Source organism: Kitasatospora sp. NEAU-69 (assembly GCF_057158765.1).
This window is the reverse complement of record NZ_JBWXUE010000032.1, coordinates 38,892-60,765: the sequence shown is the minus strand read 5'-3', so window position 1 is coordinate 60,765 and position 21,874 is coordinate 38,892. Positions and strand designations below refer to the sequence as shown.

Genomic DNA, 21,874 nt, shown 5'->3' with positions numbered 1-21,874 from the left:
GTGCTGCTGCCGGATCCGGCGTCGGTTCCGCGTTCGCGGAGGTGTGGGGCATGGTCAGCTCCTGGAAGCGGGTGGGTGTCAGGACTCGCCGGAGCCTTCGAGCGCCAGGCGGATGAGTTCGTCGGCGTCCATCAGGGCGATGGCGGCGGCGGGGTCGTCGCCCGCGCCGGCCGTGCCGCTCATGCCGGTGTGAGCCCCCATCTCGGCTGCGTCGGGGACGGTGATCGCCGTGGGCGGGTCGGCGGGCTGCGGGGCGAGGTCCGCGCGCAGGTGACGGGCCAGCTCGCCCGGGGTGGGGTGGTCGAAGACCAGGGTCGCGGGCAGTCGCCGGCCGGTGGCCGCGCCGAGCCGGTTGCGCAGTTCGACGGCGGTCAGCGAGTCGAAGCCGAGGTCGCGGAAGGCGCGGTCCGGGTCCACCGCGGCGGCCGAGCCGTGGCCCAGCACGGCGGCCACGTTGGCGCGGACCAGGTCCAGCAGCAGTTCCTCCTGGTCGGCGGCGGAGAGCCCCGCGAGCCGCTGCGGGAGCGTGGGGCCGGTGCTCGCGGTGTCGGTGGTGGCGGTGCGCCGGGCCGGGCCGCGGGCCAGGCCGCGCAGGATCGGCGCGACGGCGGCGGCCTGGAGCGCGCCGGTATCGATGCGCACCGGCGCGAGCAGGGCCTCGTCGGTGCCGCGCGCGGCGTCGAACAGGGCGAGGGCCTCCGCGGAGGTCAGCGCGCGGATGCCACCGCGGGCCATCCGGGCCAGGTCCGCGGCGGCCAGGGTGCCGGTCAGGCCGCTGGTCTCCTCCCACAGGCCCCAGGCCAGCGAGGTGGCGGGCAGGCCGTCGGCGCGGCGGCGGGCGGCGAGGGCGTCCAGGAAGGTGTTGGCGGCGGCGTAGTTGCCCTGCCCAGCGCTGCCGAGCACGCCGGCCAGCGAGGAGAACAGGACGAACGCGGACAGGTCGTGCCCGCGGGTGAGTTCGTCGAGCAGCAGCGCGGCGTCGGCCTTCGGCCGCAGGACCTCGGCGAGCCGTTCGGGGGTGAGGGATTCGAGGACGCCGTCGTCGAGCACGCCGGCGGTGTGGACGACGGCGGTCAGCGGAGCGTCGGCGGGGATGCCGGCGAGGAGGCGTTCGAGGGCGGCGCGGTCGGCGGTGTCGCAGGCTGCGACGGTGACCTGCGCGCCGAGGGCGGACAGGTCCTCGGCGAGTGCGGCGGCGCCGGGCGCGTCCGGCCCGCGGCGGCTGGCCAGCAGGAGCCGGCGGGCGCCGTGGGTGGTGACCAGATGGCGGGCGACCAGCGCGCCGAGGGTGCCGGTGCCGCCGGTGATCAACACCGTGCCGTCGGGGTCGAGCGGGGTCGGCATCCGCAGCACGATCTTGCCGGTGTGGCGGGCCTGCGACATGAAGCGGAACGCCTCCGGCGCCCGCCGAACGTCCCACGCACGCACCGGAATCGGCGCCAGCGAACCGGTGGCGAACAGCGGCATCAGCGCGGCGAACAGCCGGGCGATGCCGTCCGCGCCGGCCGCCTCCACCAGATCGAAGGCCTGGTACGAGACCCCCGGGTAGTCCTGGGCGACACGCTGCGGGTCACGCGGGTCGGTCTTGCCCATCTCAACGAACCGCCCACCAGCGGCCAGTAGCCGCAGCGAGGCGTCGATGAACTCGCCCGCAAGGGAGTTGAGGACCACGTCCACACCACGGCCATCGGTGGCCGTACGGATCTTCTGCTCGAAGTCGAGGGTTCGGGAGGAGGCGATGTGCGCCTCGTCCAAGCCGAGCCCGCGCAGCGTCTCCCACTTGCCCTCGCTGGCCGTGGCGAAGACCTCCGCGCCCAGGTGACGGGCCAGTTGGACGGCGGCCATGCCGACGCCACCCGCACCCGCGTGGATCAGCACCCGCTCACCCGGCCGCAACCCGGCGAGCTCCGCCAGGCCGTAGTAGGCGGTCAGGAAGACCACCGGCACCGAGGCGGCCTGCTCGAACGACCAGTGCGCGGGCATCCGGGTCAGCATCCGGTGGTCGGCGAGGGCCTGCGGGCCGAAGCCGCCCTGGAACATGCCCAGCACCCGGTCACCCACCGCGAAGTCGGTGGTGTCGGGGCCGACTTCGGTGACGACACCGGCGCCCTCACCACCCATCGACGCCGCACCCGGGTACATGCCGAGCGCGATCAGCACGTCACGGAAGTTCAGGCCCGCCGCCCGGACCGCGATGCGGACCTGACCGGCGGCCAGGGTCTCGGTCTGCGGGCTGGGCGGGTTGGGGACGAGGGCCAGGTTCTCCAGCGTGCCGGCCCGGACGGTGTCCAGGTGCCACGGGCCGGCCGGCGGGACCAGCGCGCCGGAGGCGCCGACCCTGGCCAACCGGGGGGCGAGCAGAGCGCCGTGGCGCAGGGCGAGTTGCGGCTCGCCGAGCGCCTGGGCGGCGCGGACGGCCTCGGGCAGCAGCGGGCGGGTGGCGTCGCTGCCGTCGGTGCCGCTGGCGTCGTCGGTGTCGTCGGTATCGATCAGCAGGAAGCGGTCGGGGTGCTCGCTCTGTGCCGAGCGGACCAGGCCGACGACGGCGGCGTGGCCCAGGCCGGGGACGGATTCACCGGCACCGGTGGCGAGGGCGCCCCGGGTGGTGACCACCAGGCGCGAGCCGGCCAGGCGCGGGTCCTCGGCCCAGGTCTGGAGTGTGGCCAGCACGTGCGCGGTGGCGGTGTGCACCTGCTGGGCCGGATCCTGTGGCAGCTCCTCGGCCGGGGTGAGCAGCGCGAAGTCCGGTGCGGGGGTGCCGGATTCGATCGCGGCGCCGAGCGCGGCCGGATCCGGGTAGGCGGTCGCGGTGATCGAGGCCGCGGCCAGCTCGGCGAGCAGGCGCACGGTCTGCGGGGCCGCGGGCGCACCGAGCACGGCCCAACCACCCACGGTGGCCGGGTCCGTGGCCGGTGCGGTGAGTGGCTTCCACTCCACGGTGAAGAGGGCGTCACGGGTGGCGTCACGCCCACCGACGATCTGATCGACCGCCACCGGGCGCAGCACCAGCGAGTCGGCGCGGGCGACGGCGGCGCCCTTGCCGTCGGCGACCAGCACGGTCACGGTGTCGGCGCCCTCGGGGATCAGCCGCACCCGCAGCCGCTGGGCACCGGCGGCGTACAGCGAGACGCCGTTCCAGGCGAACGGCAGCAGGATCCGGGCGTCGCGGGCCCCGGAGCCGGCCAGACCGTAGGCCTGGAGCGCGGCGTCGAGCAGGGCCGGGTGCAGGCCGTAGTACCCGGCTTCACCGCGTTCGCTCTCGCCCAGCGCCACCTCCGCGTAGACCTCGGTGTCGGTGCGCCAGACCCGTTCCAGGCCCTGGAAGGCGGGGCCGTACTCGTAGCCGGAGGCGCGGGCCTGCTCGTAGAAGTCGGCGGTGTCCAGGGCGATGGCGCCGGGCGGGGGCCAGGCGGTCAGGTCGAAGCCGGCGGGCGGGGCCGCGGGGGCGAGCTGGGCGCTGGCGTGGCGCTCCCAGCCGCTGCCGTCCAGGCCGCCGCGCTCCGAGCCACCGCCGTCCGGCCCGTTCGCGCCGGGGTGCCGGGTGGCGGGGCCCTGGGCGGCGGGGCGCGAGTGCACGGTCAGGTCGCGGCGCCCGGCCTCGTCGGGCGGGCCGACCACGACCTGGATCCGGACGCCGCCGCGCTGAGGCAGGATCAGCGGGGCTTCGAGGGTCAGTTCCTCCAGCAGCGCGCAGCCCGCCTCGTCGGCGGCGCGGACCGCCAGGTCCACGAACGCGGTCGCGGGCAGCAGCACCGTGCCGGCGACGGCGTGGTCGGCGAGCCAGGGGTGGGTGCGCAGCGAGAGCAGGCCGGTCAGCACGAGCTGGTCGGATTCGCCGAGCGTGGTGCCCGCCGTCAGCAGCGGGTGGTCCAGCGGGGCCAGCCCCAGGCCGGTGGCGTCACCCGCGCCAGCGGTGGCGGTGCCGGACTCCAGCCAGTACCGCTGGTGCTGGAACGCGTAGGTCGGCAGCGGGACCGAACGGCCGAATCCGGTGCCGAACACCGCGGGCCAGGCCACGCTCAGGCCGTGCGCGTGCGCGTGGGCGAGCGAGCGCAGCAGGCGGTCGGTGTCGGGCTTGTTGCGGCGCAGCGAGCCGATGGCGACGGCGTGCCGGTCGCTCTCCTCCAGGACCTCCTCGATGCCCGCCACCAGCACGGGGTGCGCGCTGACCTCGACGAAGGCGGTGTGCGCCTCGGCGATCAGGGCGCGGACGGCCTCCTCGAAGCGCACGGTGCGGCGCAGGTTGGTGTACCAGTACTCGGCGTCCAGGGCGGTGGTGTCCTGCTGGGCGCCGGTGACGGTGGAGTAGAACGGGATCCGGGCCGGGCGCGGTTCGATGCCCGCCAGGTCCTCGGCGAGGCGCTCGCGGAGCTCCTCGACGTGGGCGCTGTGCGAGGCGTAGTCCACGGGGATGCGGCGGGCGAGCACGCCGTCCACGTCGCAGGCGGCCAGCAGCTCCTCCAGTGCGGCGTCGTCGCCGGAGACCACGGTGACGGCCGGGCCGTTGACCGCGGCGATCGACAGCCGCCCGGCCCAGGGCTGCAGGAGGTCGGCGACCCGGGCGGCCGGCTCGGCGAGCGAGGCCATGCCGCCACGCCCGGAGAGCGCGATGATCGCCTTGCTGCGCAGGGCGACGACCCTGGCGGAGTCCTCCAGGCTGAGCGCACCGGCGACGTAGGCCGCGGCGATCTCCCCCTGCGAGTGGCCGACGACCGCGGCGGGCTCCACGCCGCAGGCGCGCCACAGCTCGGCCAGCGCGATCATCACGGCCCACAGGACCGGCTGGACGACGTCCACCCGGGCGAACCAGGCGGCCGCGGTGTCGGCGTCGGCGCGCAGCACCTCCTCCAGCGACCAGTCCACGTACGGGGCGAGGGCCTGCTGGCAGGCCTCGATCTGGGCGGCGAAGACCGGTGCGCTGTCGAGCAGGCCGACCGCCATCCCGGCCCACTGCGAGCCCTGGCCGGGGAAGACGAAGGCGACCCGGTCGCCGGCTCGGGCCGTCGCCTCGACGAGCCCGGCGGCGGGGGTGCCGGCCGCGAGGGCGGTCAGGCCGGCGTGCAGCGCGTCGCGGTCGGCGGCGTGGACGGCGGCCCGGTGCGGCAGCGCGGAGCGGGTGGCGTAGAGGGAGTGGGACAGGTCGGCGAGGGGGGTGTCGGGGTGGTGGTCCAGGTGGGTGAGCAGGCGCCGGGCCTGGGCGTGCAGCGCGGCGGGGCTCTTCGCGGAGAGCAGGAACGGCAGCCCGGCGGTCTCGGGGACGGTCAGCACGCCGGGTGCGGGGGTTTCCAGGCTCTCGGGGGCGTCACGGGTTTCGAGGGCTTCAGGGTCAGGGGTTTCGGGGGCCTGTTCGAGGATCACGTGCGCGTTGGTGCCGCTGATGCCGAAGGAGGAGACCCCGGCGCGGCGCGGGCGCTCGCCGTCGGGCCAGGCCCTGGCCTCGGTGAGCAGTTCGACGGTGCCCGCCGACCAGTCCACGTGCGGGGTCGGCTCGTCCACGTGCAGCGTCTGCGGCAGCACGCCTTCGCGCATCGCCAGCACGGTCTTGATGATCCCGGCGGCCCCGGCGGCCGAGGTGGTGTGGCCGATGTTGGACTTCACCGAGCCGAGGTAGAGCGGGAGTTCGGGATCGCGGCCGCGCCCGTAGGTGGCGATCAGCGCCTGCGCCTCGATCGGGTCGCCGAGCGTGGTGCCGGTGCCGTGCGCCTCGACGGCGTCGATCTGGTCGGGGGTGAGGCCCGCATCGGCCAGCGCCTGGTGGATGACGCGCTGCTGCGAGGGACCGTTCGGCGCCGTCAGGCCGTTGCTCGCGCCGTCCTGGTTCACCGCGCTGCCCCGGATCACGGCGAGCACCGGGTGGCCGTGCCGCTGGGCGTCCGAGAGCCGCTCGACGAGCAGCACGCCCACGCCCTCGGACCAGCCCATGCCGTCGGCGGCGGCCGCGAACGGCTTGCACCGCCCGTCCGAGGCGAGGGCGCGCTGGCGGCTGAACTCGACGAAGCCGCCGGGAGTGGAGGTCACCGACACGCCGCCGGCCAGCGCCAGCGAGCATTCACCGCGGCGCAGCGCCTGGACGGCCAGGTGCAGGGCGACCAGCGAGGAGGAGCAGCCGGTGTCGACGGTCAGCGCGGGGCCCTCCAGGCCGAACAGGTAGGAGAGGCGGCCGGAGATGACGCTGCCGGCGTTGCCGGTCAGCACGTAGCCCTCGATGCCTTCGGGCATCCGCTCCACGCCGGTGCCGTAGCCGGTGGGGGTGCCACCGACGAAGACGCCGGTGGCGCTGCCGGGCAGCGTGTCCGGCGCTATGCCGGCGCGCTCGAAGAGCTCCCAGGAGGTCTCCAGCAGCAGGCGCTGCTGCGGGTCCATCGCGAGCGCCTCACGCGGGGAGATGCCGAAGAAGTCGGCGTCGAAGTCGCCCGCGCCGTCCAGGAACCCGCCCTCGCAGGTGTAGAAGGTGCCGGGGTTGTCCGGGTCGGGGTCGTAGAGGCCCGCGACGTCCCAGCCGCGGTCGGCCGGGAAGCCGGAGACGGCGTCGGTACCGGCCTCGATCAGCGCCCAGAACTCCTCCGGGGTGCTGACTCCGCCGGGGAACCGGCAGGCCATCGAGACGATCGCGATCGGCTCGTCGGCGCGGCCGGGCGGCAGCGCGGCGGGCACCGGACTGGTGCGGTCCTGCTCGCCGTCGAGGGTGGCGATGATGTGCTTGGTGAGGACCTGCGGGGTCGGGTAGTCGAAGACGAGGGTGGTCGGCAGGGCCAGGCCGGTGGCGGTGCCCAGCCGGTTGCGCAGGTCCACCGCGGTCAGCGAGTCGAAGCCGAGCTCGCGGAAAGCGCGGTCGGCGGGGACCGCGGCGGCATCGGAGTGCCCGAGCACCTTGGCGACCTGGGTGCGCACGGTGTCCAGCACGATCGCCTCGCGCTCGACGGCGGTGGCCCGGGCCAGCCGGCGGGCCAGCGCGCTGGTCGCCTCGGTGCCCGGCTTCGGCGCTGCTGCCGCGGCGGCGTTCAGCACCCGTTGCGCGTCGGGCAGTTCGCTGAACAGCGGGCTGGGGCGCAGCGCGGTGAAGCCGGTGATGAACCGCTCCCAGTCGATGTCGGCGGCCAGGATCACGGTGTCGTCGAGTTCCAGGGCGCGGTCCATCGCGGCGATGGCGGTGCGCGGGTCGATCATCCGCACGCCGCGGCTGGCGAGCACCTCGTGCGCCCGCTCGTCGTCGGCCATGCCGGCGCCGGACCACGGGCCCCACACCATCGAGGTGGCGGTGGCGCCGCGCGAGCGCCGGTGCTCCGCCAGGGCGTCCAGGTAGGCGTTGGAGGAGGCGTAGACGGCCTGCATGCCGCTGCCCCACAGGCCGGAGATCGAGGAGAAGAGCACGAACGCGTCCAGCGGCCGGTCGCCGAGCACGCGGTCGAGCACCGCGGCGCCGGCCACCTTGCCGGCGGCGAGGCGGGCGCTCTCGGCCAGGTCGGTGTCGGCGAGCGCGCTGGCCTGGCCCAGACCGGCGGCGTGCACGACGACCCGCAGCGGCGGACCGTCGGCGTCGATCTCGGCGATCAGCCGCTGCACCGCGTCGTGGTCGGCCATGTCGCAGGCCGCGACGGTGACCTGCGGGCCCAAGGCGCCTAGGCGCTCGGCGAGTTCGCGGGCACCGGGCGCGGAGAGCCCGGCCCGGCTGGTCAGCACCAGGCGCTCGGCGCCGCCGAGCGCGGCCCACTGCGCGACCTGCGCGCCCAGGCCGCCGGTGCCGCCGGTCACCAGCACGGTGCCGGCGAGCCGCGCCTGGCGCACCGGCGCGGTGCCGGCGGCCGAGGCGCGGACCAGGCGCCGGACCAGGACGCCGTTGTCGCGCACGGCCAGTTGGTCCTCACCGGTCGTGCCGGCCAGCACCGCGACCACGCGGGCCCAGGCCCGCTCGTCGACGGCGGTGGGGGTGGGGGGCGCGGTGGGGGTGGTGGGGGTGGTGGGGGTGGGGATGTGGGGCGCGGTGGGGGTGGCGGCCGGGAGGTCCAGGAGGCCGCCCCAGAGCTGGGGGAACTCCAGGCCGACGACCCGGCCCAGGCCCCAGATCCGACCCTGGGCGGGGTTGGTCAGCGCGTCCCAGCCGGCGACGGAGACCGCGCCGCGGGTCAGGCACCAGAGCCGCCCGCCCGGCTCGGTGTCGGCGAGGGCCTGCGCGAGGGCGATCGTGGCGGCCATGCCGCGCGAGAGCGCGGGGTGGTCCTCGCGGTCACGCTCCTCCAGGCCCAGCAGCGACACGATGCCTGCGAAGCCGTCCTCCTCCGGCGCCAGCGCGGAGCGCAGTTCGGCGATCCGCGCGGCCAGCGGGGCGCGGTCGGTGTCGGCCGCCGGGACGGCCAGGCGCACCACCTGCGCGCCGTGCGCGGCCAGCGCCCGGAGGCACTGCGCCTCGATGGCCGGGTCCTCGGCGTCCTGCGCGCAGACCACCAGCCAACTGCCCGCGAGTGCGCTGGTCGTGGCCGTGGCCGAGGCCGTGGTCAGTGGACGCCAGCGGACGCGGTAGCGCCAGGAGTCGACCGTGGTGTCCAGCCGGCGCCGCTCGCGCCAGGCGGCCAGCGGGGCCAGGGCCGCCGCCAGCGCCGCGCGGTCGCTCGGGTCGGTGGGAGCTGCGAGTTCACTGGGGTCGGTGGGCTCGGTGGGGGCGCTGTGGCCCGGCGGGTCGAGCAGGGCGGCGAGCGCGTCGAGGTCCTGGGTTTCGACCGCCTGCCAGAACCGTGCCTCGTCCGGGTCGGCGGGCTCTCCGGCCGCCCCCGGCGCGGGGGTCTGCTCCTGGGCCGGCGTGGGCTCCAGCCAGTACCGTTCGCGCTGGAAGGCGTAGGTGGGCAGGTCGATGCGCCGGGCGGCGGGGGTGGCGAGCAGCGGGCTGAAGTCGACCTCGACGCCACCGGCGTGCGCCTCGGCGAGCGCGGTCAGCAGGCGCGCGGTGCTGTCCTCGCCGCGGCGCAGCGTGCCGAGCACGGTGGCCGGGGCGTCGGTGGACTCGACGGTGTCCAGGACGGCGGTGGTCAGCACGGGGTGGGCGCTGGTCTCGATGAACGCGTCGTGGCCGTGGTCGAGGAGGAGGCGGACGGTCTCCTCGAAGCGGACGGTCTGCCGAAGGTTGGTGTACCAGTACTCGGCGTCGAGCGTGGCGGTGTCCAGGAGCGTGGCGGTGACGGCGGAGTAGAACGGGATCTGCGCGGACACCGGCTGGAGATCGGCGAGTTCGGCGAGCAGGCGGTCGCGGATCGGCTCGACCTGCGCGGAGTGCGAGGCGTAGTCGACGGGCACCAGACGCGCCCGGATCCCCTGCTGCTCACAGGCGGCGATCAGCTCGTCGAGCGCGGCCGGTTCGCCCGCCACCGTGACGGAGGCCGGGCCGTTGACGGCCGCGACCGAGAGGCGTTCGCCGAACGGGGCTATCAGGGCGGTGACTTGATCGACCGGCAGCGAGACCGAGGCCATGCCACCGGTACCGGCCAGCGCCAGGATCGCCTGACTGCGCAGCGCCACCACCTTCGCGCCGTCCTCCAGCGTGAGTGCACCGGCCACGCAGGCCGCGGCGATCTCGCCCTGGGAGTGGCCCACCACCGCGGCGGGCTCCACGCCGTGGGAGCGCCAGAGCGCGGCGAGCGAGACCATCACCGCCCAGAGCGCGGGCTGCACGACATCGACCCGGGCCAGCCACTCGTCCGATGCCGACCGCAGCACCGAGGTCAGCGACCAGTCCGTGAACGGCGCCAGCGCCGCCTCACACGCACCGATCCGCTCCGCGAACACCGGGGAGGAGTCGAGAAGTTCGGCCGCCATCCCCAGCCACTGCGAACCCTGACCGGGAAAGACGAACACCACCCGGCCGGCCGAGCGCGCCGAGCCGAGCACCACACCCGGCGCCCCCGACTCCCCCGCCGCCAACGCCTCCAGGCCGGTCAGCAGCTGCGCACGGTCGGCGGCGAGCAGCACAGCGCGCTCGTCCAGCGTGGAGCGGGTGGTGGCGAGCGAGAGCGCAAGGTCGGCCAGCTCGACGTCCGGGTGCTGGGAGAGGAAGTCGGCCAGCCGGACGGCCTGCGCCTGCAGGCCCGCCGCGTCACGGCCGGAGAGCAGGACCGGCAGCGCGCCGGCCGTCCCGGCGACAGCGGTGGTGGCCGTGACGGTGGCCGGGGCCTCTTCGGGGGCCTGCTCGATGATGACGTGGGCGTTGGTGCCGCTGGCGCCGAACGCCGAGACTGCGGCCCGGCGCGGCTCCCCGGGTGCGGCCGGTGGCCAGTCGGTGGCCTCGGTGAGCAGTTCCACCGTGCCGGCCGTCCAGTCGACCTGGGGTGTCGGCTCGTCCACGTGCAGGGTCTTGGGCAGCAGGCCGTGGTGCATCGCCATGACCGTCTTGATCACACCGGCCACCCCGGCGGCGGCCTGGGTGTGCCCGAGGTTGGACTTCACCGCGCCCAGGCGCAGCGGCCGCTGCGGCGCGCGGCCGGGCCCGTAGGCGGCGATCAGCGCCTGGGCCTCGATCGGGTCGCCGAGGCGGGTGCCGGTGCCGTGCGCCTCGACGGCGTCGATGTCGGCCGGGGCCAGGCCCGCGTTGGCCAGTGCCTGCTCGATCACGCGTTGCTGGGAGGGCCCGTTGGGGGCGGTCAGGCCGTTGCTCGCGCCGTCCTGGTTGACGGCGGTGCCACGCACCAGCGCGAGCACCCGGTGGCCGTTGCGCTGCGCGTCCGAGAGGCGTTCGACGAGCAGCATGCCGACGCCCTCGGCCCAGCCGGTGCCGTCGGCGGCGGCCGCGAACGGCTTGCAGCGGCCGTCCGGGGACAGGCCGCGCTGGCGGCTGAACTCGATGAAGGCGGCCGGGGTGGCCATCACGGTGACCCCGCCGGCCAGCGCCAGCGTGCACTCGCCGGCGCGCAGCGCCTGGACGGCCAGGTGCAGCGCGACCAGCGAGGAGGAGCAGGCCGTGTCCACCGTGACCGCCGGGCCTTCCAGTCCGAGCACGTAGGAGACCCGGCCCGACATCACGCTGCCCACGCTGCCGGTCAGCGCGTAGCCCTCGACGCCCTCGGGCATCGTCGTCACGCCCGCGCCGTAGCCGGTGGGGGTGCCGCCGACGAAGACGCCGGTGGCGCTGCCCTTGAGCGAGCGCCGGTCCACCCCGGCGCGCTCCAGCGCCTCCCAGGAGGCCTCCAGCAGCAGCCGCTGCTGCGGGTCCATGGCGAGCGCCTCGCGCGGCGAGATGCCGAAGAAGCCGGCGTCGAACTCGCCCGCGCCGTCCAGGAATCCGCCCTCGCGGGCGTAGCTGGTGCCGAGGTGGTCGGGGTCGGGGTGGTAGAGGTTCTCGGTGTCCCAGCCGCGGTCGAGCGGGAACCCGCCGACCGCGTCCGTGCCGTCGGCGACCAGCCGCCACAGGTCCTCGGGGCTGCGCACCCCGCCCGGGTAGCGGCAGGACATGCCGACGATGGCGATCGGCTCGGGCCGTTCCAGCTGCGCGATCCGGGCACGGGCCTTCTGCAGGTCGACCGTGGCGCGCTTCAGATAGTCCCGGAGCTTGTCCTCGCTGCTGCTCATGAGTGGTCACCTTCTGCTTGGAGCTGGTTGTCGAGCAGGGCGAAGAGCTCGTCGTCGGAGGCGGATTCGACGTCCGCCGCGCGGTCCGCGGTGGCGGGCCCGTCCAGGTCGGTCAGGCGTTCCAGGAAGCGGCGCATCCGCAGGGTGAGGCGGGCGCGCAGTTGCGGGTCCTCGTCCGCGATGCGGGCGAAGGCGCTCTCCAGGTCGTCGAGTTCGGCCAGCACCGGGGCCAGCAGGGAGTGTTCGGCGCCGGCCAGTTGGGTGCGCAGGTACGCGGCGAGGTCGGCGGGGGTCGGGTAGTCGAAGACGAGGGTGCTGGGCAGGTCGATGCCGGCTGCCCGACTGAGCCGGTCCCGCAGGTCCACGGCGGTCAGCGAGTCGAAGCCGAGGTCGCGGAAGGCCTGGTCAGCTGGGACCTGGCCGACGGAGGCGTGGCCGAGTACCGCGGCGACCTCGCCGCGCACCAGGTCCAGCAGGAGCGTGTCGCGTTCGGCGGCCGGGGCGCCGGCCAGGCGGGCCGCCAGGTCGGCGGCGGCCCGGCCGGTCTCGGGGCCCGGGGCGGCCCGCGCGGCCAGGGCTGCCTGGACTTCGGGCAGGGCGCTCAGCAGCGGGCTGGGGCGCAGCGCGGTGAAGCGGGGGGCGAAGGCGGTCCAGTCGACGTCGGCGACGACCACGTCGGTGTCGCGGAGCTGGACCGCGCGGGCCAGCGCGGCCACGGCCGCGGGGCCGGCCATCGCGCGCAGGCCGCGGCGGGCGAGCTGGCCGTCGTCGTCCTGCTCGACCATGCCGGCGCCGGCCCAGGGGCCCCAGGCGATCGAGGTGGCGGGCAGGCCGCGGGCGGCCCGGTCCTGGGCGAGTGCGTCGAGGGCGGCGTTGGCAGCGGCGTAGGCGCCCTGGGCCCCGCTGCCCCAGACGGCGGCGATCGAGGAGAAGAGCACGAAGGCGTCGAGCGGGCGGTCACCGAGCAGGGCGTCCAGGTGGGCGGCGCCGGTCGCCTTCGCGGCGGTGATCTGTGCGCACTGGGCGGGGTCGGTGTCGGTGATCAGGGCGGCCTGGGTGAGGCCGGCGGCGTGCAGGACGGCGCGCAGCGGCGGCCCGTCGGCGTCGATGCTCTCGATGAGCCGGTGCAGGGCCTCGCGGTCGGCGACGTCGCAGGACTCGATCCGGACGATGGCGCCCAGGGCGGTCAGTTCGGCGGCGAGTTCGGCGGCGCCGGGGGCCTGGACACCGCGGCGGCTGGTGAGGACGAGGCGTTCGGCGCCGTTCTCGGCCGTCCAGCGGGCGAGTTGGGCGCCGAGGCCGCCGGTGCCGCCGGTGATCAGGACGGTTCCGGCGGGCTGCCAGGGCGGCAGGTCGCCGGTGGCCGGCGGGGTGGCGCGGGCCAGGCGGCGGACCAGGACGGCGTCTTGGCGGATCGCCGCCTGGTCCTCGGTGCCGTCGGCGATGACGTCCACAGCCCTGGCCCAGGCCTCGACGGCGTCCGGGCCGGTGGTGGCGGGCACGTCGAGCAGGCCGCCCCAGAGGCCGGGCAGTTCGAGTGCGGCGGTGCGGCCCAGGCCCCAGAGCTGGGCCTGGTCGCGCTGGGTGAGCGGGTCGCCGGGGCCGGTGGTGACCGCGCCGCTGGTCACGCACCAGAGGCGGGCGGTGGTGGCGGTGTTGGCGTCGGCAGCGGTGTCGGCGAGGGCCTGGGTGAGTGCGAGGGTGGCCGCCAGGGCGTTGCTGAGGCCGGGCAGGTCGGGGTGCTCCCCCGGCAGGTCGGCGAGCAGCGAGACGACTCCGGTGAGGCCGGGGTGGGCGCGCAACCGGGCGGCGAGGGCGGCACGTTCGCAGTCGCCCGCGCCAAGCCGCAACCGGACGACGGTGGCGCCGCGCTGTTCCAGCTGGTGCGCGCAGGCCTGGGCGGCCGGCTCGCTCTCCGGGGGCGCGATGAGGAGCCAGCTGCCCGTCAGGGCGGCGGTGGGCTGTCCGGCCCACGGGAGCCAACGGGCCTGGTAACGCCAGGTGTCCGGGTCGTCGCCGGGCCTGGTGCCGGCCGTACCGGGCAGCGGGTCCAGCCAGAAGCGGTTGCGCTGGAACGGATAGGTGGGCAGGTCGGTGCAGTGAGGGGCGTGGCGAGGGGCTTGGTCGGCGAAGAAGGCGTCCCAGTCCACAGCTGCGCCGGTGGTGTGCAGCGCGCCCAATGCGGCTACTAGGGTGGCGGGTTCGGGCCGGTCGCGGCGGACGGCCGGGACGACGAGGGTGTCGGCCGCGGTGCCCAGGCCCTCGCGGGCCATCGCGGTCAGGATCGCGTCGGGGCCCAGCTCCAGCAGCGTCGAGGGGCCCTGGCCGGTGAGTGCGGTGATGCCGTCGGCGAAGCGGACGGGTTCTCGGACCTGGCGGATCCAGTAGTCGGGCGTGGTCAGTTCGCCGGGGGCGGCGAGAGTGCCGGTCAGGTTGGAGACGAGCGGGATCATGGGTTCGCTGAATGCCACACCGTCCAGGACGGAGCGGAACTCGGCGAGCATCGGGTCCATCCGCGCCGAGTGGAAGGCGTGGCTGACCCGCAGGCGCCGGGTCTTGCGGCCCAACCCCTCGAAGTGGGCCGCCACTTCGAGCACCGGGCCCTCATCACCGGAGACCACCACGGAGTCCGGGCCGTTGACGGCCGCGATCTCCGCTCCCTCGACCAGTGCGGCGAGGACCTCGGCTTCGGTGGCCTGCAGGGCCACCATCGCGCCGCCGGTCGGTAGTTGCTGCATCAGCCGACCACGCGCCGCGACCACCTTGACCGCGTCCGGCAGCGACCACAGCCCTGCGACGTGCGCCGCGGCCAGCTCGCCGATCGAATGGCCGAGCAGGAAGTCCGGCCGCACACCGAACGATTCGAGCAAGCGGAACAGCGCCACCTCGAAGGCGAACAGCGCGCACTGGGTGAACACCGTCTCGTCCAGCGGGCCATCGGCGCCGGACATCACCTCGCGCAACGGCCGCTCCAGCAGCGGATCGAAGAGCGCGCAGACCTCCTCCAGCACGCCACCGAAGACCGGAAACACCCGCGCCAACTCCTCACCCATCCCGGGGCGTTGGCTACCCTGACCGGTGAACAGGAACGCCAGCCGGGCATCCGGGCGGACCGTGCCGAGGGCCAGCGAGCCGGTGGAGCGCCCCTCGGCCAGCGCGGCGAGGGAGTCGAGCAGTTCGGCACGGTCGCTGGAGGTCAGCGCGGCGCGGTGGTCGAGAGCGGCGCGGGTGGTGGCGAGCGCGTGGGCGACGCAGACGAGGGCGGTGTCGGCGCCGTCGGCTTCGAGATGGGCCTGCAGCCGCCGGGCCTGGGCCCGCAGCGCGTCGGGTGTCTTCGCGGACAGCAGGTACGGCAGCGGGCCCGCGCTCACACCCGGGTCGGCGGTCGCGGGCTCGGCGACCGGCGCGTTTTCGAGGACGGTGTGGGCGTTGGTGCCGCTGATGCCGAAGGCGGAGACGGCGGCGCGGCGCGGGCGACCCGCCTCGGGCCAGGGCCGGGTCTCGGTGAGCAGCTCGACGGCGCCCGCCTCCCAGTCCACGTGCGGGGTCGGCGCGTCCACGTGCAGCGTCTTGGGCAGCACGCCTTCGCGCATCGCCATCACCATCTTGATCACGCCCGCCACCCCGGCGGCCGCGGTGGTGTGCCCGATGTTCGACTTGAGTGCCCCGAGCCAGAGCGGCTGGTCGGCGGGCCGGCCCTGGCCGTAGGTGGCCAGCAGCGCCTGCGCCTCGATCGGGTCGCCGAGCGCGGTGCCGGTGCCGTGCGCCTCGACCGCGTCCACCTGATCGGGAGTCAGGCCCGCGTTCGCCAGCGCCTGGTGGATGACGCGCTGCTGCGAGGGTCCGTTCGGCGCCGTCAGGCCGTTGCTCGCGCCGTCCTGGTTGACCGCGCTGCCACGCACCACCGCCAGCACCTGGTGGCCGTTGCGCTCGGCGTCCGAGAGCCGCTCGACGAGCAGCATGCCGATCCCCTCGGCCCAGCCGGTGCCGTCGGCGGCGGCCGCGAACGGTTTGCAGCGCCCGTCCGGGGCGAGCACCCGCTGGCGGCTGAAGTCGACGAACAGGCCGGGGTTGGCCATCACGGTCACCCCGCCGGCCAGCGCCATCGAGCACTCGCCGGCGCGCAGCGCCTGGACGGCGAGGTGCAGTGAGACCAGCGAGGAGGAGCAGGCGGTGTCCACCGTGACCGCCGGGCCCTCGAAGCCGAAGGTGTAGGACAGCCGGCCGGAGGCGACGCTGGCGGCGTTGCCGGTGCCCAGGTAGCCGCCGAGCTCGTCCGGGATCTCCATCCCGATCAGGTAGCCGATGTTGGCCGCGCCGACGAAGACGCCGGTGGCCGAGCCGCGCAGCGCGGCCGGATCGATCCCGGCGCGTTCGAAGAGCTCCCAGGAGGTCTCCAGCAGCAGCCGCTGCTGCGGGTCCATCGCGAGCGCCTCGCGCGGGGAGATACCGAAGAAGGCGGCGTCGAAGTCGGCGGCGTGCTCGATGAAGCCGCCCTCGCGGACGTAGCTGGTGCCGGGGTGGTCCGGATCCGGGTGGTAGAGCCGCTCGGCGTCCCAGCCGCGGTCGGCGGGGAACCCGGTCAGCCCGTCGCGGCCCTCGGCCAGCAGCCGCCACAGGTCCTCGGGGGAAGCGACGCCACCGGGGAAGCGGCAGGCCATGGCGACGATCGCGATCGGCTCGCCGACCGTGGCGATGGCGGTGGCCGTGGCGGGCACGGCGGTCGCGGACGCCGTGCCGAGCAGTTCGGTGCGCAGGTGCGCGGCCACCGCAGCGGTGGTCGGGTAGTCGAAGACGAGGGTGGCCGGCAGCCGCCGCCCGGTCTGGGCGGCCAGCCGGTTGCGCAGGTCCACGGCGATCAGCGAGTCGAAGCCCAGGCTGCGGAACGGGCTGTCGATGTCCACCGACTGGGCGCTGTCGTGGCCGAGCACCGCCGCGACCTGGGAGCGGACCAGGTCCAGCAGCGCCTTGTCCTGCTCGGGGGCGGCCAGGGCGAGCAGGTCGCGCACGAAACGCTCCCCGGTGCGGGCGGCGCCGGCGGCCTGGGCGGTGCGCCGCACCGGACCACGGACCAGACCGCGCAGCAGGCCGGGCAGCACGCCGGCATCGGCCTGGGCGCGCAGCGCGGCGCGGTCCAGACGGACCGGAACGGCGAGCGGGTCGGCACCGGCCAGCGCGCGGTCGAACAGGTCGAGCGCGATGTCGGCGTCCAGCGCGAGGACGCCGGAGCGGGTCATCCGCTGCAGGTCCGCTTCCGCCAGCGTGCCCGTCATGGCGCTGGCCTGGGCCCAGAAACCCCAGGCCAGCGCGTGGCCGGGCAGGCCCTGGGCGCGGCGGTGCTGGGCGAGGGCGTTGAGGAACGCGTTGGCCGCGACGTAGTTGCCCTGGCCGGCGCTGCCGAAGACGGCGGCGGCGGAGGAGAAGAGGACGAACGCGGAGAGCTCCGCGTCCCGCGTGAGCTCGTGCAGGTTCACCGCGGCGTCGACCTTGGGGCGCAGCACGCGGGCCAGCCGCTCGGGGGTCAGCGACTCGATCACGCCGTCGTCCAGGACGCCGGCGGCGTGCACGACGGCGCTCAGCGGGCGGCCGGCCGGGATCCGCGCCAGGACGGCCGCCAGGGCCTCGCGGTCGGCGGCGTCGCAGGCCGCCAGATGGGCGGTCGCGCCGAGCTCGGCCAGTTCGGCCACCAGCTCGTCGGCACCCTCGGCGCCAGGACCGGTGCGGCTGGTGAGCAGCAGGTGGCGGACGCCGTGTTCGGTGGCGAGGTGGCGGGCGACCAGCCGGCCCAGGGTGCCGGTGCCGCCGGTGATCAGCACGGTGCCCTCGGGGCGGAACGGGCGGTGGGCCGGGTCGGCCGGGTCGGGCGCACCGGAGGGGCCGGGCGCGGTGGCGGGGCCGGGGTGCGCGGTCAGGCGTGGGGCGAGCAGGGTCCGGCCGCGCGCGGCCAGGGCGGGCTCGCCGTAGCCGGGGGCGGCAACGAGCGCCGCGCCCAGCGCCTGCGGGTCGGCGGCGGGGGCTGCGGCCGTGGCCGGGTCGGCCGTGGGGTCGGCGGGCGGCAGGTCGAGCAGGACGAAGCGGTCGGGGTGCTCGGTCTGGGCGGAGCGGACCAGACCCCAGGCGGTCGCGAGGGCCGGCGCGGCCGCGTCCTCACCGGGGCCGGTGGCCACCGCCCCGGTGGTGGCCACCAGCAGCCGGCCGGCCTCGAAGCGCGGGTCGCCCGCCCAGGTCTGGAGGACGGGCAGCAGCGCGGCGGCCACCGTGTGGGCCGCCTCGGTCAGGCCCGCGCCGTCCGGGGCCTGCACCGGGTACAGCACGGTCTGCGGCGCGGTGGCGCCGGCGTCCAGCGCGGCGGCCAGGGCGTCCAGATCGGCGAAGGCGCGAACCGGGGCGCCGGTGCCGCGCAGCGCGTCGGCCAGCGCGCGGGGATCGGCTCCCAGTACCGCCCAGTCGGCGTCGGCCCCAGCCGAGGACCCGGCGGCGGGCGCGGCGGTCGTGGTGTCGGCGAGGGGCTGCCAGTCGAGGCGGAACAGCGCCTCGTGCCGGCCGGTGCCCGGGGCCGGGGCGCCGTCCGGGGCCGGGCCGGCGCTGATGTCGTCGATGGCGGCCACCGGCTGCCCGGTCGGGTCGGCCAGCAGCAGCGCGTGCTCCCCGGTCCCGGTGGTGGTCAGCCGGACCCGCAGTGTGGTGGCGCCCGCGGCGTGCAGGGTGATGCCGCCGAAGGCGTGCGCCGGCTGCGGCACCCGGGTGCCGTCGGGGTCGCCGTCAGGCTCGCCGGCGAGCAGGCGCAGGTGCAGGGCGGCGTCGAGCAGGGCGGGGTGCAGGCCGTAGGCGTCGGCGTCGCGGGCGTGCGCGGCGGGCAGCGCGGCCTCGGCGTACAGCTCCTCGCCCAGGCGCCAGGCGGCTTGCAGCCCGCGGAAGGCGGGGCCGTAGCCGTATCCGGCCTCGGCTAGCCGCTCGTAGTGGCCGGTCAGATCGACGGGCTGGGCGCCGGGCGGCGGCCAGGCCTCGTCCTCGGCCGGCGCGGCGGCGACCCGGCCCGGGCGGAGCAGGCCGGTGGCGTGGCGGGTCCACGGGTCCTCGCCGGCAGTCCCGGCGCGGCGGGAGTAGACGGCGAGCGAGCGGCTGCCGTCGCTCTCGCCGGGGCCGACCGCGACCTGCAGCTGGACGGCCTCGTCGGCGCCCAGCTCCAGCGGCGCGTGCAGGAGGAGGTCGTCCACCCGGTCGCAGCCGGCCTCGTCCCCGGCGCGCACGGCCAGCTCGATCAGCGCGGCGGCGGGCAGTCGCACGGCGCCGGCGACGGTGTGGTCGGCGAGCCAGGGCAGCGAGCGGGCCGAGAGGCGGCCGGTGAGCAGCAGGCCGCCGCCGTCGGCGAGGGCCGCGCTCGCGCCGAGCAGCGGGTGCCCGGCCGCCAGCAGGCCGAGGCCGGTGGCGTCGCGGGCGGTGTCCTGCGGGGCCTGGAGCCAGAACCGGCGCCGCTGGAACGGGTAGGTGGGCAGCTCCACCGGGCGCGGCGGGCGGGTGCGGGCGGCGAACAGGCGCGGCCAGTCGATGGCCAGGCCGTGGATGTGGGCGGTGGCCAGGGCCTGGGCGAAGCGCCGGGGGCCGCCCTCGTCGCGGCGCAGCGTGGCGAGCACGACGGCGGGCACGTCGGCGGCGCCGATGGCGTCCTCGATGGCGACGGTGAGCACCGGGTGCGGGCTGATCTCGACGAAGGCGTCGTGCCGGCCGGCCAGCAGCGCGCTCACCGCTTCGCCGAAGCGCACCTTCTGGCGCAGGTTGCGGTACCAGTACTCGGTGTCCAGAGCGACGGTGCTGTCCAGCAGGGCGCCGGTGACGGAGGAGTAGAACGGCACGGCGCAGGCGCTGGGGGTGATCCCGGCGAGTTCGGTCAGTAGCCGGTCGCGGATCGCCTCGACCTGGGCGGAGTGCGAGGCGTAGTCCACCGGCACCCGGCGGGCCCAGACCCCGCGGGCCTCGCAGGCGGCGAGCAGCTCGTCGAGGGTGGCCTGGTCGGCGGCGACGGTGACCGAGTTGGGGCCGTTGACGGCGGCGATCGTCAGGCGTCCCTCGAAGGGTTCGGCCAGTTCGCGCACCCGGGCGGGCGGCAGTGCGACGGAGGCCATGCCGCCCTTGCCGGACAGGTCCAGGATCGCCCGGCTGCGCAGGGCCACGATCTTGGCGCCGTCCGCCAGGGTGAGCGCGCCCGCGATGACGGCCGCGGCGATCTCGCCCTGCGAATGGCCGACCACGGCGGCCGGCTGCACGCCGTGGTCCTGCCAGAGCCGGGCCAGGCAGACCATCACGGCCCACAGGACCGGTTGCAGCACGTCGACCTGTTCGAGCCAGGTCGCCGCGGGTGAGCGCAGCACCTCGGTCAGCGACCAGTCGACGTAGGGCGCCAGGGCCTCCTCGCAGGCCGCGATGGACGCGGCGAACGCCGGTGAGGCGTCGAGCAGGCCCACCGCCATGCCCGCCCACTGGGCGCCCTGACCGGGGAAGACGAAGACCGGGCGGCGGTCGGGGGCGGCGTGCGCCACGGTGGTGGCGGGGTCGGGCTCGCCGCCGGCCAGGTCGCGCAGGCGCTGCGTGAAGCCGTCGAGGTCGGCGGCGTTCAGGCAGGCGCGGACCTGGAGCGGGGAGCGGGTGGTGGCCAGCGCGTGGGCGATGTCGTCGGGGTGCGGGGCAGCGCCCTCGGCGGGGGTGGTGAGGGTGGTGGCCAGCCGGTCGGCGAGCTCGCGCAGTGCGTCCTCGGTGCGCGCGGACAGGATCCAGGGCAGCGGCGGCTCGGTGCCCGGGGCCGCGCCGTCGGGGGTGTCGGCAGCGGGTGCGAGTACGGGTACGGCGGCGGGCGCGGGCTCGGCCGGGGGCGGTGGTGCCTGTTCCAGGATCACGTGGGCATTGGTGCCGCTGATCCCGAACGAGGACACGCCGGCGCGGCGCGGCTGCTCGCCGTCCTGGGGCCAGGGCCGTGGCTCGGTCAGCAGCCGGACGGCTCCGGCCGTCCAGTCCACGTGCGGGGTCGGCTCGTCCACGTGCAGGGTCGGGGGCAGCAGGCCGGCCCGCAGTGCCATCACCGTCTTGATCACCCCGGCGACGCCGGCGGCCGCCTGGGTGTGGCCGAGGTTGGACTTGACCGCACCCAGCCAGAGCGGCCGCTGCGGGTCGCGGCCGCGGCCGTAGGTGGCCAGCAGTGCCTGCGCCTCGATCGGGTCGCCGAGGACGGTGCCGGTGCCGTGCGCCTCGACCGCGTCGATCTGGTCGGCGGTCAGCTGGGCGTTGGCCAGTGCCTGGCGGATCACCCGGCGCTGCGCGGGGCCGTTGGGGGTGGTCAGGCCGCTGCTGGCACCGTCCTGGTTGACCGCGCTGCCGCGCAGCACGGCGAGCACCCGCTGCCCGTCGCGCTGCGCGTCACTGAGGCGGCGCAGCAGGAGTAGGCCGGCGCCCTCGGACCAGCCGGTGCCGTCGGCGGCGGCCGCGAACGGCTTGCAGCGCCCATCCGGCGCCATCCCGCGCTGGCGGCTGAACTCGCTGAACATGCCGGTGTTGGCCATCACCGTGACGCCGCCGGCCAGCGCCGTGGTGCACTCGCCGGCGCGCAGCGCCTGGGCGGCCAGGTGCAGGGCCACCAGGGAGGAGGAGCAGGCGGTGTCCACGGTGATCGCCGGGCCCTCCAGCCCGTACACGAAGGCCAGGCGGCCGGAGAGGACGCTGATCACGGTGCCGGTGCCCAGGTAGCCGCCGACGCTGTCGGGGGCCTGCTGGAAGCCGCTGCCGTAGCCGGAGGCGCCGGCGCCGACGAAGACGCCGGTGCGGCTGCCGCGCAGCGCGGCCCGGTCCAGGCCGGCGCGTTCGAAGAGCTCCCAGGAGACCTCCAGCAGGACGCGCTGCTGCGGGTCCATGGCGAGGGCCTCGCGCGGGCTGATGCCGAAGAACTCCGGGTCGAAGCCGGCGGCGTGCTCCAGGAACCCGCCCTCGCGCACGTAGCTCTTGCCGGGCGCGTCGGGGTCCGGGTCGTAGAGACCCTCCAGATCCCAGCCGCGGTCGGCGGGCAGTGGGCCGATCGCGTCGCCGCCGCCGGCCACCAGGCGCCACAGGTCCTCCGGGGAGGACACCTGGGCGGGGTAGCGGCAGGCCATGGCGACGATGGCGATCGGCTCGGCCTCCCGCTGCTCGGCCTCGCGCAGCTGGCGGCGGGTGTCGTGCAGCTCGGCGGCCACCCGCTTGAGGTAGTCGATCAGCTTGTCGCTCTCCGCCATGGCGGTGTGGTCCTTTCCTGGGCTCGGCGGGACGTCGGTGGGTACTCGGGCGGGGTGCCCGGGGTGAG

General features: G+C 76.0%; 2 protein-coding genes. Both read right to left on the bottom strand.

Annotated features, from left to right (window positions below; genetic code table 11):
• Window positions 1–78 precede the first annotated feature (78 nt).
• Entirely contained in the window at window positions 79–11,550 is an 11,472-nt protein-coding gene (locus AC060L_RS29575; protein WP_483802015.1) for a type I polyketide synthase, read from the bottom strand.
• A complete protein-coding gene (locus AC060L_RS29570; protein WP_483802014.1) occupies window positions 11,547–21,806 on the bottom strand; it encodes an SDR family NAD(P)-dependent oxidoreductase in 10,260 nt (3,419 codons plus the stop codon). Before AC060L_RS29570 ends, AC060L_RS29575 begins: the two co-directional genes overlap by 4 nt.
• Window positions 21,807–21,874: the final 68 nt, after the last annotated feature.

Excerpts from the sequence above, each read along its gene's own strand:
- AC060L_RS29570 (WP_483802014.1), bottom strand. The coding sequence starts at position 21,806 with ATGGCGGAGAGCGACAAGCTGATCGACTACCTCAAGCGGGTGGCCGCC.
- AC060L_RS29575 (WP_483802015.1), bottom strand. The coding sequence starts at position 11,550 with ATGAGCAGCAGCGAGGACAAGCTCCGGGACTATCTGAAGCGCGCCACG.